General features: G+C 22.5%; 11 protein-coding genes. 1 reads left to right on the top strand and 10 read right to left on the bottom strand.

Annotated features, from left to right (window positions below; genetic code table 11):
* Positions 1–11 precede the first annotated feature (11 nt).
* From recB to BUSG_RS02275, 6 genes are all read right to left on the bottom strand, one after another.
* The gene (gene recB / locus BUSG_RS02300; protein WP_011053949.1) at positions 12–3,551 is read right to left on the bottom strand and encodes an exodeoxyribonuclease V subunit beta; all 3,540 of its coding nucleotides are present in this window, start codon (positions 3,549–3,551) and stop codon (positions 12–14) included.
* Positions 3,515–6,700, bottom strand: coding sequence for an exodeoxyribonuclease V subunit gamma (locus BUSG_RS02295; RefSeq protein WP_011053948.1), 3,186 nt, complete (start codon positions 6,698–6,700; stop codon positions 3,515–3,517). The genes recB and BUSG_RS02295 overlap by 37 nt, the downstream gene beginning before the upstream one ends.
* A 61-nt stretch (positions 6,701–6,761) precedes the next feature.
* Positions 6,762–7,613 (bottom strand): small-conductance mechanosensitive channel MscS, encoded by an 852-nt coding sequence (gene mscS / locus BUSG_RS02290; protein WP_011053947.1) that lies wholly within the window; start codon positions 7,611–7,613, stop codon positions 6,762–6,764.
* A gap of 197 nt (positions 7,614–7,810) precedes the next feature.
* Complete coding sequence (gene fbaA, locus BUSG_RS02285) at positions 7,811–8,890, bottom strand: class II fructose-bisphosphate aldolase (RefSeq protein WP_011053946.1); 1,080 nt, start codon at positions 8,888–8,890, stop codon at positions 7,811–7,813.
* Between the two features lie 49 nt (positions 8,891–8,939).
* Complete coding sequence (locus BUSG_RS02280; RefSeq protein ID WP_011053945.1) at positions 8,940–10,106, bottom strand: phosphoglycerate kinase; 1,167 nt, start codon at positions 10,104–10,106, stop codon at positions 8,940–8,942.
* Positions 10,107–10,130: 24 nt separating this feature from the next.
* A complete protein-coding gene (locus BUSG_RS02275) occupies positions 10,131–10,721 on the bottom strand; it encodes a YhgN family NAAT transporter (protein WP_011053944.1) in 591 nt (196 codons plus the stop codon).
* Positions 10,722–11,034: 313 nt separating this feature from the next.
* Between BUSG_RS02275 and asd the strand changes: the two genes are divergently transcribed.
* Positions 11,035–12,150, top strand: a complete 1,116-nt coding sequence (gene asd / locus BUSG_RS02270) for an aspartate-semialdehyde dehydrogenase (RefSeq protein WP_011053943.1) — start codon at positions 11,035–11,037, stop codon at positions 12,148–12,150.
* 121 nt (positions 12,151–12,271) lie between these two features.
* Here asd and tusA read toward each other — a convergent pair whose 3' ends face one another.
* Genes tusA through leuS form a run of 4 tightly spaced genes read right to left on the bottom strand, consistent with a single transcriptional unit; the run spans position 12,272 to position 16,821 of the window.
* Positions 12,272–12,523 carry a sulfurtransferase TusA gene (gene tusA / locus BUSG_RS02265; protein WP_044006093.1) on the bottom strand — a complete coding sequence of 84 codons (252 nt, stop codon included), beginning with the start codon at positions 12,521–12,523 and terminating at the stop codon, positions 12,272–12,274.
* 5 nt (positions 12,524–12,528) lie between these two features.
* On the bottom strand, positions 12,529–13,179 hold the full coding sequence (gene nadD / locus BUSG_RS02260) for a nicotinate-nucleotide adenylyltransferase (RefSeq protein WP_011053941.1): 651 nt from the start codon (positions 13,177–13,179) through the stop codon (positions 12,529–12,531).
* 4 nt (positions 13,180–13,183) lie between these two features.
* The gene (holA, locus tag BUSG_RS02255) at positions 13,184–14,200 is read right to left on the bottom strand and encodes a DNA polymerase III subunit delta (RefSeq protein WP_011053940.1); all 1,017 of its coding nucleotides are present in this window, start codon (positions 14,198–14,200) and stop codon (positions 13,184–13,186) included.
* Between the two features lie 35 nt (positions 14,201–14,235).
* On the bottom strand, positions 14,236–16,821 hold the full coding sequence (gene leuS, locus BUSG_RS02250; protein WP_011053939.1) for a leucine--tRNA ligase: 2,586 nt from the start codon (positions 16,819–16,821) through the stop codon (positions 14,236–14,238).
* Positions 16,822–17,021 lie beyond the last annotated feature (200 nt).

Raw genomic sequence — 17,021 nt, 5'->3', positions numbered from 1 at the left:
TTTTCATTAAACTATTTTTTTTGTAAAATTAATTTAGTTAATTTTTTAATTAACAAATAATCTGGAAGAATATAAAAGATACTATCTTTTACGTTTATACCTCGTAAAAAGAGATAAAACACTCCCCCGAAATGAGTTTTATAATGATATTGTTTTACTTTTTTCTTTAAATATTGATGCAATGCTAACGTGTACAACTGATATTGTATATCATATCGATTTTTAATAATCTCTTTTTTTATATTTTTAGAAGAATAACAGTTATCATTATTACCTAAATAATTACACTTATAGTCAAGTATATAATATTTTTTATTAAAAATGAAAACTAAGTCGATAAAACCCTTTAAAATTCCTATAACAGGATTAAAAAATATCTTTTGAGAAATAGAAGAAATTAAATCAATGGACTGAATAATTTGATTAAGATCTTCACAATATAATGTATTTTTTATCGGTAAAAAAAATTCTAATTCTTTTATATATTGTGTTTTTTTCAATGATGATAAAGTAATATTTAAATTATTTATTTTAAAATTTAAAATATTGTTTATCCAAAACATTAATGTTTTTGCCCATTTTTCTGAAAATTCATATTTTTTTAAAATTGTATAAAACCAATCAATATTGAATGTATTGTTAAATTTTATTGTTTTTAAGATATAATGAATAAAGATACCTGCTTTATTACCATGTGGAAAATTATGAATTGTTTTTTTCTTATCTTTTTCTTTAAAAAAATATGATTCAATATTGTTGTATTGAATATTATTAAAATGTTTATTTTCTTGTTTTATTTTTGTAAAACTAGTTATTTGAGAATATAATTTTATTTCTTTAAGTAAAAATTGGGGTTGTGATAATATATAAAGATCATCTTTTTTTATCGTTAAACTTTTACAATTCATAGCTTGATATTTTACTTCAATGTACAATTTTTTATTCAATATTTTTAATTCATAAAGTAATTCTTTATAATTCATACATTTTCCATTTTGTATGATATATCCTAAAGAACTTTTATGAATATCACTACTTTTTTTATTTTTTTTTCGTTTTTTAACTAAGTAAGATATACCTATGCTGCAATGATAAATTGATCTTGTTAAAGCTACGTATAAAAAACGTAGATCTTCTGCTAATCTTTCTTCATCTGATTTTTTTAAAGTTTCAGAACTTTTATTATTATCAAAAAATATTTTTAAAGTTTTTTTTTCATGATAAAAATATGATTTTGATACATTAAAATCTACAATAAAAGGTATCCAAACAATAGGATACTCTAATCCTTTTGATTTATGTATAGTAATAATTCTTATTATTTTCGATTCTGCAAAATTTTTAATATATTCATTTTCTGATATGTTATTTTTCTCTAATATCTTTTTTTCAAACCATCTCATTAAAGAATTTTCTTTATAGCAATTTTGAGATTTTTCCTGTAATAATTCAGCTATATGTAAAAAATTAATATTCCTTTGTTGATTTTTATACATTTCAAAATTATTAGCATATTTTTGATATTCTAATATCATTGTTTTTATAGTATAAAATATGCCTATTGTTTTCCATTTGTCGTTGTATTCGTATAGTTTTTGTATTAAGAAATGTGATATTTTTGTTTTAGAATTTTCTTTTATTTTTTGAAAAGCAATTTTATTTAAAATATGTGTTAAAATAGATTTTTTTAATAAATTTATATCAGTTGGATCTAAAATAGATTTAAGTATTGAAAGTAGTTCAAGAGCATCAAATGTTTTAAATACACTTTCATAGGGAGATGAATATTTTGACAGAATATTAACTTTTTTCAATGATTCTTTAATAATTTGAGCTTCTGTTCTATTTCTAACTAATATAACGATATCTTTTTCTGTCAAAATTCTTTCTTGACTTCCATCTGAAATAATTGCTTCACCTTTTTTTGAACAAGTTAACCAATAACTGATTTCATTTGCACATTGTTTTGCAATCCAATCTCTGTATTCTTCAATATTTACTTCTTCCTTTTTTTGAAAAAAGAAAGAGATTGCAGTTTGATTTTTTTCTTTTATTTTAAACTTCATATTTAAGTTTTTAGAAGATGATAAAATAGGTTCAAAAGGAATATTTTTAAAATAAAAAGGATTTTTATTTTTTGAAAATAAATAGTTAATAGCTTTGCATATATTTTTTGAAGAACGCCAGTTTGTGTCAAGATAGTAATAATTTTTAATTTTAAATTTAGCATGTAAGTATGAAAAAATATCAGCTCCTCTAAAACTATATATGGATTGCTTAGGATCTCCAACTAAAAATAGTGCTGTTTTTTTATTTTTGTATAAAGTATTAAAAATTTGATATTGTTGTATATTAGTGTCTTGGAACTCGTCAATTAATGCTACTGGATATTGTTTAATTATGATTTCTCTTAACGATTCTTCTTTTTTTATATTTTTTAACAAAATTTTTAATAAATCATTAAATCCTAATAATAATTTTTTTTCTTTTTCTCTTTTTACAAATTTAGGAATGTTTTTTATAGCATAAAATAAAATTATATTTTTTAGAGAAAAATTTTTTTTTAATATTTTATCAATTTCTTCAAAAAAAATATGTTTTTTAAAATTATAATTTTTTATATTTTTTTCTATACTTGTTTCTGAAAAATATTTTAAACAAATTGGCATTTTATAATTCTTAGTTTCTGACTCAGCCCATTCTGTTATTTTTTTTTTCCATTTAAGGATATTAAAATTACTGTATATTTTTTTATTAACTTTTAATTGATTAATTATTTTTAATATAATTAAATTATAATTTAACCATTTTTGTTTAAAAATATTTATTTTGTTTATTATCTTTTCATGAAAAGTGATTAATGTTTCTTTTTTATCGAACTTTTTTTTGAAATTTATTGATGAATTAACTTTTAATATTGGTTTTATTTCTCTTAAAAGATCTTCTGGACTACGATATTCTTCATAAATAATTTTAATAATTTTTTTTGGTAAATTATAAAAAAAATATCTCCAAAAATCTTGTGTTGCTTGTAAATATAAAAAAGATTCGTTTTCAATTATTTCTCTATTGCTAATAAGAGTATTATTTTCTAAAACATCTTGACAAAATCCATGTATTGTATAAATAGCAGCATTATTTATGTTTATTTTAGCATCTTCTAATATATGAATAGCTTCATCAAAATTTTTTATTTTTGTTAAAAAAGACTGAAAAATAGGATCTTTGCTTTTCTTTTTTATGCATGATAAATGTAATTCCTTGATGCTTTTTTTTATTCTTATGTATAGTTCTTCCTTTGCTGCGTTAGTAAAAGTTACTACTAGTATTTCTTTTACTGATAATTTTCTTATATTTTCTTTATTTTTTTCTAATCCTAATAATAAACGTAAGTATAAAAATGCAATTGTACTTGTTTTTCCTGTGCCTGCAGAAGCTTCAATTAAGTGGATTCCTTTTAAAGGTATTTGAAATATATTTAATTTTTTTTTCATTATATTAATTTTATATTTTTTTATTTTTTTTGATGTTTTAGTATCGGAGTAAACCATTTTTGAGAAATTTTACAAATTTTTTTTACGTTTAGTTCAGAAATAATTTGTTGTATATATAAGTCTTCTTTTTCTCCTGTTATATACTCGTTTCCCATCCATGTATGATATAGTATTTTATATGCTTTTCTTTTTATATCATCGTTTTTTTTGATACAATCATTTTTTTTATCATAGACTTTATCAAACCAATTAGATCCTGATTTTATTAGTAACAAAGGATTTTTCATTCCTTTCATATATCCTTCAATATAGGTGAAAAGATAATTATATGCTAAGTGAGATGATAAAGGATAAAAAGAAAAAAAATTTTTTTTATAACCTATAATTTTACTTTCTCCAGTACCTCCTAAAATACAATAAATTAAGTGTTCTAACCAAAGGGATATTCTATCTCTATAATTAATTGTACCTAATTTCCATCTAAGTAAACCTGTATTTTGTATTTCATCTAAACATCCATTAATATTATATTTTTCTATTTTTATATCAAAATTTTCTTTTTTAGGAGATGATATTCGATATTTATAAATTGCTTTTACTATATTTTCTATTTCTTTCTTTTTTTCTTTTAGTAAAATTGATCCAAAATGTCCATATGGTAAAATACCAGATAAAATAATTTTTTTGAATTCATCTTTTATACTTTCATTGTTTAATATTTTTTTAAAGATTATATTACTGATCTTAAAATCATCAAATAGATTAATTGAAAAAGGTTCTGTTATAATATTTCTTTTTGCTATTTTTAACTTTATATTTAATGTATAATTAAAAAAATAACGTATTGGATTTTTCCAAAAAGATATCAAGCTTTTTAAGCTTATTTGAGTAGAAGTAGAAATTATTCTATTTTTTATAGAAAAAATTTTATTATATATTTCTTGATTTATTTTTTTTGTTTTTTGAAGTGTATTCAAATTAATTTTATTGACTTGTTTTTTTTCATAAAGATTTTCTTTTTTATGTTTTTTACAAATATGTTCAAATATCTCTTTTTTATTATTTTTATAATCATGATGTTCTGAAACATAAAAATTTGATGTGATATGATTCAATAGTTGATCAATTAATATTGATGAACGAACTTTATTATTATTTTTTAAAGAATGTCCAACATAACTAATATATAAAGTTTCTTGGGTAGAAATAAAATTTTGAAGAAATATATAATTTTCTTTACAAATGTGCAAATCGCTAGTTAATGGATATTTATCGATTAAGTTAAAAGAACTTAATTTTTTTTTAGGAATTTCTTGATATTCTGCTCCAATAATACATTTTATTTTAAATGGTATATAACATACTAAAGATGGATGACAAAAATTTATTACACCTGGTAAAAATTTTTTTTCACTGAAATTATTCATAATATGTGAAAATTTTTTCTTTAAAATACTTATAGGAATTTTTTTCTCATAATTAGATAAAGTTGCATCATCGATCATTTTTGTCCAAGTTTTATTAATGATATCGATGCTATCTCTTATTTTTTCATTTTTATAAAAGAAATCTTTTATAAAACAAAGAAAAAGTGGACGCCAAGATTTAATTTTTTTTGAAAAAAATAATTTATCTCTCCATTGATCAAGAACTTTAATAAAATTTATTAGTTTTCCTATTAATTCTGTTCTTGAAGTGTTAATAGAGGTACATGATAAAACATTATTCCAAACTTCTTCTTCTTCATTTATTGCATGACTTATTAGTAATTTTTTAATACCGTAAAACCAGGTATTTTGATTTTTTTTTATAAAAATTAAATTATTTTTTTGTTTTTCATTTTCGTGAAGACCCCATCTTATATTTGCTTTTTCAATCCATTCGTATAAAATATTTATTTCTTCTTCTGAAATATCAAATTTATCTCTTATATCTTGAATTTCAATTAAATCTAATATTTCTTCATTATTACAACGGATATTTGGTAAATTTAGTATTTTATTAAAAATAAATAGTATTTTTTCTATTTTATCAGAATGTTTTTTAGATATATAAAAAGGTATTTTTTCTTTTTTATTTTTAGATTTAAATATTGAATTAATGTAAATTATATAAGTATTTAATGAAAATGAAGTAATAACAATATCACTAGGTTTGAGTTTCGAGTCTTCGTTAAAAAAACTCAATAATTTATTATATAAAACTTCAATTTCATGTTTTTTATCACAGCAAATGTTTATTGATATTGAATTATCTTTGAGTAAAAAAGAGTTTTTTTTTAATAAATTTTCTTTTTCTTTAAAATTTAAAAAGTCATTTTTAACAATGTTAAGTAAATTGTTACTATTGTTTTTTTGAAAAAAATTATTATATTTTATTTTTTTAAACTTTTTAAAAAATAAAAAATAAAATTTTTCATATTTTTCGGATAAATTCATTAATAAATTATTTTTTTGAACAACATAGTTTTTAGCAAAACTAATATGAAAAATTTTTTTTTCACAAGCGTTAATAGATAAAAAATATATATCTGTATATGTGCTTATTTTTTTAAAAATTTCCATATATTTTGGATTTAAACTTATAGAATAAATAATAAAAATACGTTTTGGAAATTTTATATGTTCTATTTTTTTTAATGTTTTAAATTTTTTAAATAAATTTGAAAAATGCCATTTTGATTGTTGAAGTTTTTCGGTATAAAGTATAATTTTAATCCATAGTTTTGCTTGCCATTCATCTTTTTTTTCAATTTTTAATGTATTTTTTTTATTCTTTTCCCACATATTAATCCAATTTGGTCGGTATAGAATATATTGTTGATATAAATGAGACATTAAAAATGAAAATTCAAATTTTTTCATTATTTTATCTTTTTTTTGAACAAATTTACAAAAATCATTTTCTTCTATAATTTTCATAATTTTCCAAGTTATAGTAGATCTTGAAAAAATATTATTTAATTGAATATCAGAAAAAACTTGTTTAAATAATTTCCATATAAAAACGTTAGGGTAAATTAATTTAAAATCTGCAGCAATTCCTGTATGATTAGCAATAAATGTATTTAAATTTTGAAATAATATTTCATTGTCATGAATAATAATTTCTCTTTCAAAAATATTAAGAAGTGGTTTTTTTTTTATTATTTTACATATTTTAGTAAATAAAATATCAATTTGATTTGATCTGTAAACAAAAAACATAAATACCTTATTTTTAATAAAATAGAAGTTCAAACAACAATCTAGTATTAGTTAGAAATAACTAATTTTTATTTTTTTTATAAAGATGAACGTCTATTTGAGGATAAGGAATATTAATATTGTTTTTATCTAATTCTTTCTTGAATTTAACCATTAAATCCCAATATACTGCATTTAATTCATCTGTGCTGCTCCAACATCGAATAATAAAATTTAAAGAAGATGGAGCTAATTCACTTAAACCAATCACAATATCTCGATCTTTCATAACTCTATCTTCATTTTCTATTACCCTTTTAAGTACTTTTATTACTAAATCAATATCCGTGTTATACGAAACACTAATAGAAAATTCATTACGACGCGCAGGTTCTCTGGAATAGTTAATGATATTTCCAGAAATAATTTTATTATTTGGAACAACTACAATTTTCCCGTCTAAGGTTCGTAAAGTAGTATAAAAGATATGAATGTTTAAAACTGTCCCTGCCACATTTCCTAAGTTAACATATTCTCCTGTTTTTAAAGGTCTTAAAGTTACTAATAGTACCCCTGCTGCAAAATTAGATAAAGAGCCTTGTAGTGCTAATCCAATTGCCATACCAGCAGCTCCTAATATAGCAATTACTGACGTTGTTTGTACTCCGATTCTTCCAAGTGACGCAATAAGTGTAAAAGTTATGATAATATATCTCATTAATGCAGAAAGGAAACCAGCAATAGTAGCGTCTATATGACGTGTTATCAATATTTGATTCACTCCGTTAGATATTATTTTAGCTATAAACATTCCAGAAATTAAAATTATAATTGCGGATGTCAAATTAATTACATATCCAAATAATAATTCTTGATTTCGTATTAACCAATTGCCTGCATGATTAATATCATTTACTACATTTAATTCATTCATTTTTATCTCTATTTATTTTTTTGATTTAAATAATTCTTAAGAAATTCAGATTATTTTAATTAATATTTTTTTAAAAATTATTAAATTAATTGTGATGAAACATTTTTATAGATTATATAAGATAGATGTTTTAAAAAATTTCGGAGAATATTTTTATTTATTCCCCGGACTTAAATATAAAATTTCTTTATTTTTTTTTATAAAATATTAAAAGCATTAAGATCCTTAAATGTTTTTTCTAATCTTTTAGACATTGATTCTTGAGATTCTCTTATCCATGATCTAGGATCATAATATTTTTTATTAGGTATGTTTTTACCATTTTTATTTCCTATTTGTTTTTGTAAGAAGTCTTTATTTTTTTTATAAAAATTGAAAACTCCTTTCCAACTTGCCCACTGTATATCGGTGTCAATATTCATTTTTACTATACCGTATTCAATAGATTCATGTATTTCTTTTAAATCTGAACCTGAACCACCATGAAATACTAAATTTAATGGAAGCTTTTTTAAATTATGTTTAGTACTTACATATTCCTGAGATTCTTTTAGAATATTTGGTTTAAGATTAACATTTCCAGGTTGATATACGCCATGTACATTTCCAAATGAAGCTGCAATGGTAAAATTTGTGCTAATTTTACTTAATTTTTTATATGCATAATTAACATCTTTAGGTTGTGTATAAAGTAGTTTTTTATCTATGTTACTGTTATCTATACCGTCTTCTTCTCCTCCTGTGCATCCTAATTCAATTTCTAAAATCATATTTATTTTTTTAATTTTTTTTAAATAATTGCTGCAAATGGCAATATTTTCTTTTAAATGTTCTTTTGATAAATCAATCATATGAGAAGTGAAAAGAGGTTTTCCAAAATTTTTATAGTGTTTTTTACCTTCTTCTAGTAATCCATCAATCCATGGTAACATTTCCTTAGAACAGTGGTCTGTATGAAGTATTACAGGTATTTGATAGTATTGTGACATTAAATGTACGTGTTGAGCACCTGATATAGATCCTTGAATAGCCTGATCTTCTGGATTTTTTGAAGATGTTCTCTTATAACCTGCAATAAAAGAAGCGCCTCCATAAGAAAATTGTATAATAACTGGAGACTTTACCCTAGAAGCAGTTTCTAAGACTGCATTTATTGAATCCGTACCTATACAATTAACAGCCGGTATTGCAAATTTCTTTTTTTTAGCTAATTCGAATATTATCTGACATTCATTACCTGTTACAACTCCAGGTTGAATAAGATTTAATATTTTCATTTTTTTTCCTGCTATATTGAATTTTTTATTACAATGAATTGTTTAAAACTTATTTGTGAAAATTTTCTTCTAACATTTTCATGGCAGGTAATTTTTTCCCTTCTATGAATTCTAAAAATGCTCCTCCTCCTGTTGAAATATAAGAAATTTTATCTTTTATTTGAAACATATCAATAACAGATAGTGTATCTCCACCGCCAGCTATTGAAAATCCATTATTTTCTGCAATTGCTTTTGCAATCATTTCAGTTCCTTTACGAAAATTAGGAAACTCAAAAACACCAACAGGTCCATTCCAAAGAATTGTTTTTGATTTTTTAAGTATTTTGATAATTTTTTTTATTGTTTTATCACCTAAATCCATGATTTCTTCGTTTTTTTCAATATTAGAAGATAATTTTATTGTGCATTTTTCTTTATGAGAAAAGTTTTTTCCTACACGAGAATCGATTGGTATCACAATGTTGTTGTATTTATCACGTAACTTTTTAGCTTTTAGTATAAATTTCGGTTCATGTAACGATTTTCCAATTTTATTATCAATAGCTAAAAATGTATTAGCTATACCTCCTCCAACAATGATTGTATCTGAAATTGCAGCTAATTTATTTAACACATTAAATTTGGTTGATACCTTTGCACCTCCTACTATAGCGACCATAGGACGTTTCGGATTTTTTAACGCTTTTTTTAAGTTGTTAATTTCAGATATTAAAAGAGGTCCTGCACATGCAATTTTAACAAATTTTCCAATGCCATATGTTGAAGATTGCATTCTATGTGCACTACCAAAAGCATCCATAACAAAAATATCGCATAAATTAGCATATTCTTTAGATAAATTTTCATCGTTTTTTAATTCTCCCACGTTAAAACGAACATTTTCTAAAATTAATATTTCTCCTGAATTTATTTCAACTTTTTTTAAGTGATTATCAGAAAAGTAAATTTTTGTTTTTTTTAATTTCTTTTTTAGATACTCAAAAATAGGAAATAAAGAATATTTTTTTGTATAGCACCCTTCTTTTGGACGTCCTAAATGAGATAAAATAATTATTTTAGCTTTTTTTTCAATAGCTATTTCAATGGTAGGAAGAGCAGCAAGTATTCTTGCATCAGATTGAATCACGCCATTTTTTATAGGAACATTTAAATCTGTTCTTATTAAAATTTTTTTTCCTGTTATATTTAATTCAGTCATTTTTCTTAAATTCATATAATCATCCTTATTTAATAATTTTTAATTTTTAAACCATGCTTTTATTCCATCAAGAAACATTTGTGTAGAAAGCATTATTAATATAAGACCCATTAATCGTTCTAATGCATTTACACCCTTATCACCAAATAATTTTAAAAATAAACCAGATAATAACAATATTATGATTGTAAAAAACCATGCAATCAGTAATGATCCCACTAAATAAGGCATATGATGTAAATACTGATGAGATAACAACATTAATGTAGCCAATAAAGAAGGTCCTGCAACTAATGGGATGGCTAATGGAACTAAAAATGGTTCTTCTTCTGAAGAAGTTCCATTGTTACCTTCATCGGATGGAAAAATCATTTTAATAGCAATAAGAAATAAAATAATTCCTCCAGATATAGAAACTGTTTCAGTTTTTAAATTAAGAATAGTAAGTATTTTTTCTCCGACAAATAAAAATATTAACATCACAATCAGAGCTATAATCATTTCACGTATAACTACTATTCTTCTCCTTTTTGCATCTAATTTTTTTAGTATGGTCATAAAAATTGGAAGGTTCCCTAAGGGATCCATTATTAAAATTAGTAATATAGTTGTAGAGATTATTTCATTCATTTTAATTTATTATGTCCTTTTAGAAATGTAAAGTTTTTCACGATATGTAATTTGAATAAAACACTAAAATTTTTTATTTAATATAAACATATTAATATTATTTTTTATATATAAATCTTAATTTTAAGATAAATTTATAATTTTATAGTATATTAAAAATTTAAATAAAATTTTATATTTTCTATCAATAACTATTTTTTTATAAAAATTATATAGTATTTATTTTCGGAGGACGGTAAGTTTTTACTTTAACTGAATAAGTTGTCAATTTTGATAAAAATTATTGTTAATTTAAAAATCCGTATATTAATTAATGACGAAGTCTGTTGGAATAATTGGTTGGCGCGGAATGGTAGGATCAGTTTTATTAAAAAGAATGCAAGAAGAAAATGATTTTTCAAAAATTATTCCTTATTTTTTTTCAACGTCTCAATCTGGTCAAGATGGTCCTATTATAAATAATATTTTATCTAAAAATTTAAAGGATGCATATAATATTAATTTATTACAGGAAATGGATATTATTATTACATGTCAAGGAAGTTCTTACACTGAAAAAATTTATCCAAAATTGCGTAATAATAATTGGCAAGGTTATTGGATAGATGCTGCTTCTACATTACGAATGGAAAAAGATGCTACAATTATATTAGATCCTGTTAATTTAAATGTTATAAATAATGCATTGGATAAAGGAATTAAAACTTTTGTAGGTGGTAATTGTACTGTGAGTTTGATGTTAATGGCTTTAGGAGGGTTGTTTGTAAACAATTTAATAGATTGGGTTTTTGTATCTACTTATCAAGCAGCATCAGGAGCTGGTTCTCGTTATGTAATTGAATTATTAAAACAAATGGGTTCTTTATATAATGTCGTTTCTAAAGATTTATTAGATAAATCTTATTCTGTTTTAGATATTGAAAAAAAAGTTACTCAAGAAAGTCGTAGTAAAAATTTTCCATTAGAAAATTTTTCTGTACCATTAGCAACTAGTTTAATACCATGGATAGATGTAGAAATGAAAAATGGTCAAAGTCGAGAAGAGTGGAAAGGACAAGCTGAAACAAACAAAATTTTAAATTTGAAAAAAAAAGTATTAATTGACGGAACTTGTGTTCGTATAAGTTCAATTCGATGTCATAGTCAGTCATTTTTAATTAAATTAAACAAAGATATTTCTCTAGAAAATATAAAAAAAATAATTGTTAATCATAATCAATGGGTTGATGTTATTCCTAACAATATGCAAAAAACATTATGTAATTTAACTCCATCTGCGGTGACTGATACATTAAATATACCAATAGGTCGATTAAGAAAATTAAATATAGATGATCGATATCTTTCTGCTTTTACTGTGGGAGATCAGTTGTTATGGGGTGCCGCTGAACCTTTAAGAAGAATGCTAAACTTATTAGTTAATATTTAATTTATTTTTAATAATTCTTAATTATATAGTATATATTAATATACACACCCAGTGTGTATATTAATCTTTTGATTTTTTTACATAAATTGTATTGATTCATTTAATCTATCTTAGTAGAAGATCATCCCTTTTTTAGTAAGTAGCGATAAGGTTTTACATGAATGAAACGATCTAGAAGTTGATGTTCCATAAAATAACAAAAATAAGGAATATCTCTTTTCGTTGATGGATCATCTGCTAATACTAGTATCTTTTCATTTTTTTTCATTTTTCTTAATGTTTTTCTTATTACCATAATAGGTTCTGGACATCGAAGTCCAATTAAATTTAATATAATATTTTTTTTTTCATATTTTGTTTTTTTTAAAGAAATAGAAATCAATTTTGATTATAAATTTTATATAGATTTTTTGATAAAATATATTTATCTATTTTTGAAGGTAATAATCCACAAGCGCTTTTACCTTCGTAATAACTTTTCCTGATTGCAGTTGAAGAGATATTAAGCATAGACATTTTTGAAAAAAAAATAAAACCAAATGGTTTTTTATGTAATAAATTACTATTTTTAGTAGTATGATCCGAGATCCATTTTTTTAATTTAGGATTACTTTTTTTTATATGAATTCTAGGACAAATTAATAGATGAGATAAAGATAATATTTTTTTCCAATCTTTCCAGATATTTAAATTATTTAGATTATCTTCTCCTATTATAAAACATAATGGTTGCAGATAACCAATTTTTTTTCTTATTTTTTTTAATGTTTCTATCGTATAAAAAGTTGTATTTTTTTTTGTTTCTAAATAACTTATTGTAAATAGTTTATTATCTTTAATAGCGAATTTAATCATTTTTAATCTGTCTATTATAGATGTTTTTGTTTTAGAACGATGAGGAGGGCCATAATTAGGCAGTAATATTATTTTTTTTATTGAAATTTCGCGCGATAATTTTTCAGCAGAAGTAATATGACCATAATGAATAGGATCAAAATTCCCTCCAAATATTGCATATATTTCTTTCATGTTTTTACGGTGTATATTTCATTGGTGAAGATAGTAATAATGTTAGTGTTTTTAATTGAATCCATACAGAATTATTATATTCTTTTTTTATTTTTATTTCTATTTGCAATAAGATTCTTATTATTTTTAAAAAATTATTAAAATCAATATAATACAGCGCATTAGCAAAAAATTTTGATCTATTCAACGAAATATTATTTTTTTTTAAGAAAAAATTTATATTTAATTTTTTTTCTCTTTTCATGTTTAGTAAAATCAATAGATCTTTTTGCAAGGTTCGTATTAAAATAAGAGGATTATATTTTTGTTTAAAAAAACTATCTAATATGTAAATAGCTTTTTTTTTGTTTTTATTAAAAATTGCATTTATCCAATTTACAGGAGAGAAAATTGAAAATTGATTAATGATTTTTTTTATTTTTTCTATTTTGATGTTTTCATTAGGCCATGTAATCGAAAGAATATCTAATATTTGATTTAAACATAATGTGTTTCCTTCATAATATTTATGTAATAATAAAAAAGATTCCTGTGTTATTTTTAAATTTCTTGTTTTTATTTCATATTGCAACCATTTTTTAAATGCCCATTCATATGGAGTGGAGCAATATATAATCTCGCTTTCTAAAATCAGAATTTTTAATATTGTACTTTTTTTTATTAAACTAGATAGTGCATTCAATTTTATTACTGTAAGTATATCTTTATTTTTAAAAAGAGGTATTTTGTTTATATTTTTAACTAAAGATAAATTTAATTTTTTTATAGTAAAATTAATGATTAAAATAGTTTTTTTAAAAAATAAATTTTTTGATTTATGGAAATTAATAACTTTGTTCCAGTCTGTACTTTTTTCTATATTAATAGTATTTTTTTCTATAAATTTTTTATCTTTTGCAAAATAGAATATTAATTGTTCAGCTTTACTCAATAAAATTGAATCTTCTCCTAGTAATATATAAAAATAATTTAATTTTTTAATTAACTTTTGTTTTAATTCTTCTGGGTATATAATTTTCATTTGAATAAAAATATCACTTTTATGATCTCTTAGGTTTATACTACAAAGTTAATCACTTTTTGAGGAATATAAATTATTTTAATTATTTTTAAATTTTTTATTTTTTTTTGAATAATTGACTGATTTTCTATATAAGATAAAATTTCTTCTTTATTTAAATGGTTTTTCACTTCTATAGCACATTGTTTTTTTCCATTAATTTGTATAATTAATGTATTTTTATCTGAAGATAAAATTTTTTTTTCAAATGTTGGCCATGTTTCATAATCAATACAGCAATTTTTATTTAAATATTGCCATAATCTGAAACAGAAATGAGGTGTAAATGGATAAAGCATTTTAATAATAGACATTAAAGATTCTTTTATAATAGATTTGTCTTCTTCATTTTCTATTTTAAAAATTGATAATTCGTTTACTAATTCCATAATTGACGAGATTGCAGTATTAAATGATTTTCGACGTCCTATATCATCAGAAACTTTAATAATAGTTTTGTGTAATAAACAGTACATTTTTTTTTGTTTCTTGTTTAAGATATCAAAATTTACTTTTTTATTTATTTTTTTTACCTCAATATGATTAAATACTAATTTCCAAATTTTTTTTAAAAATCGATAAATTCCTTTTACACCAGATTCTCTCCATTCTAATGATGACTCTATTGGAGCAGCGAACATTATAAATAAACGTAAAGTATCAGCGCCGTAACGATTTATCATTAATTCTGGTTCAATTCCATTATTTTTAGATTTAGACATCTTAATCATACCTGCATATATAACTTTTTTTTTGTTTTTAATATCAACTTTAATAGTTTCTCCCTTTAAATTTTTTTCTACTTGTACACAAGATGGATGAATCCAATTGCGTTGATTATTTTTATCAAATTGATAAAATGCTTCAGAAAGTACCATACCTTGACAGATTAAATTTTTTACTGGTTCATTAAGTTCAACTAATTTAAAATCACGTAGTAATTTATGATAAAATCTAAAATATATTAAATGCATAGTTGCATGTTCTATTCCTCCAATATATTGATCTACAGGTAACCAATATTTTGATGCTGTAGGATCAATCATACCTGTATTAAAATTCGGACAAGTGTATCTTGCATAGTACCAAGATGATTCCATAAATGTATCAAAGGTATCAGTTTCACGGATGACATCTTGATTTTCAATTTTAATGTTAGCCCATTTAGAACTACTATCCATAGGTTTTTGTAACGAATCAGAATAGTTTTTTATTTCTGGCAACAATACAGGTAAGTTTTTTTCTGGTATTGCTATAATTTCTCCATTTTTTTTTGTTGCCATAGGAATAGGTGTACCCCAATAACGCTGTCTTGATATACACCAATCTTGTAATTTGTAATTTATTTTTTCTTTTATGATTTTCTTCTTTAATAATGTTTTTTTGATTTTTTCAGTAGCGTTGTGATAATTAAGATTATTGAATTCTCCAGAATTATATAGTATTCCTTTTTCAGTTGTAAATAAATTATGTAGTTGTGTATTTTTATATTTTTTATTTTTAATAACATATTTTATTTTTAAATTATGTTTTATAGAAAAATTCCAATCGTTTTGATTATGTCCTGGCACTGATATAATAGCATTTGTACCGTATTCCTTTTGAATGAAATTTGATATCCAAACAGGTATTTTTTTATTTGTAATTGGATGAATGACAAACATATTACTATTTATACCTTCAAATTTTATTTTTTCTATATCTTCTTGAGAAGCACTGTTATTAATTTTTTGATCAATAAATTTTTGTATTTCTTTTTTTTCTTTAGAAACATGTACAGAAAATTCATGACAAGGAGATATTGAAATATATGTTGCTCCCATTATTAGATCTAATCTATTAGTAAATGCTTTAATTTTTTTATTGCTGTTTAAAACATTAAAAACAATTTCGAATCCTTTTGATCGTCCAATCCAATTTCTTTGCATGTTTTTTACCTTTTCAGGCCAGTTTTCTAAGTCATTTAAATCATTGTGTAGAGATTCTGCATAATTTCTAATTTTTATAAACCATTGCGGTATTTTTTTTACTTTTATTTTGTTTTGACATCTCCAGCAACATCCTTTTATCACTTGTTCATTAGCTAAAACAGTTTTGTCATAAGGACACCAATTTACAAAACTATTTTTTTTATAAACTAGTTTTTTTTTATATAACTGAATGAAAAACCATTGCTCCCAACAGTAATAATCTGGTTTACATGTAGTTATTTCTCGACTCCAATCATAACTAAAACCTAGAGATTGGAGTTGTTTTTTCATGTATTTAATATTTTTTTGTGTCCAATCAGATGGTTTAGTTTTATTTTTAATAGCAGCTTCTTCGGCAGGTAATCCGAAGGCGTCCCAACCAATTGGTTGTAAAACATTTTTTCCTAACATTCTTTGATATCTTGAAATAACATCACTAATTGTATAGTTTCTTACATGACCCATATGCAATTTTCCAGAAGGATATGGAAGCATAGGAAGACAATAATATTTTTCTTTTTTATCATCTTCATAAACGTGAAAAACTTTATTATCTTTCCAGTATTGCTGTACATATGGTTCGATATTTTTCGGACAATATTCTTTTTCCATAATTTCACTCACATGAAATATATAATAGTTTAAAAAAATTAATTTTGATAAAAATATGAATAAAATGTTTTTTAAGTTGAATTTTTCATAGATAAAAAATTATTTAAAAAAATAAGAGAATTTTTATGATTTTAATAAATTTTATTATTGAAATTCATTTTTGTTAACTTAAAAGGTATAAAGACATACTAAATAGTATG

The sequence above is a fragment of the Buchnera aphidicola str. Sg (Schizaphis graminum) genome (assembly GCF_000007365.1).
GTDB classification, from domain to species: domain Bacteria; phylum Pseudomonadota; class Gammaproteobacteria; order Enterobacterales; family Enterobacteriaceae; genus Buchnera; species Buchnera aphidicola.
Note: the sequence above shows the minus strand (reverse complement) of the source record. Positions and strands in the feature narration are given on the sequence as shown.

Coding starts and splice junctions, on each gene's coding strand:
- holA (WP_011053940.1), bottom strand. CDS start 14,200: ATGAAAATTATATACCCAGAAGAATTAAAACAAAAGTTAATTAAAAAA.
- BUSG_RS02280 (WP_011053945.1), bottom strand. CDS start 10,106: ATGAATTTAAGAAAAATGACTGAATTAAATATAACAGGAAAAAAAATT.
- BUSG_RS02275 (WP_011053944.1), bottom strand. CDS start 10,721: ATGAATGAAATAATCTCTACAACTATATTACTAATTTTAATAATGGAT.
- BUSG_RS02295 (WP_011053948.1), bottom strand. CDS start 6,700: ATGTTTTTTGTTTACAGATCAAATCAAATTGATATTTTATTTACTAAA.
- fbaA (WP_011053946.1), bottom strand. CDS start 8,890: ATGAAAATATTAAATCTTATTCAACCTGGAGTTGTAACAGGTAATGAA.
- mscS (WP_011053947.1), bottom strand. CDS start 7,613: ATGAATGAATTAAATGTAGTAAATGATATTAATCATGCAGGCAATTGG.
- asd (WP_011053943.1), top strand. CDS start 11,035: ATGACGAAGTCTGTTGGAATAATTGGTTGGCGCGGAATGGTAGGATCA.
- leuS (WP_011053939.1), bottom strand. CDS start 16,821: ATGGAAAAAGAATATTGTCCGAAAAATATCGAACCATATGTACAGCAA.
- recB (WP_011053949.1), bottom strand. CDS start 3,551: ATGGTTTACTCCGATACTAAAACATCAAAAAAAATAAAAAAATATAAA.
- nadD (WP_011053941.1), bottom strand. CDS start 13,179: ATGAAAGAAATATATGCAATATTTGGAGGGAATTTTGATCCTATTCAT.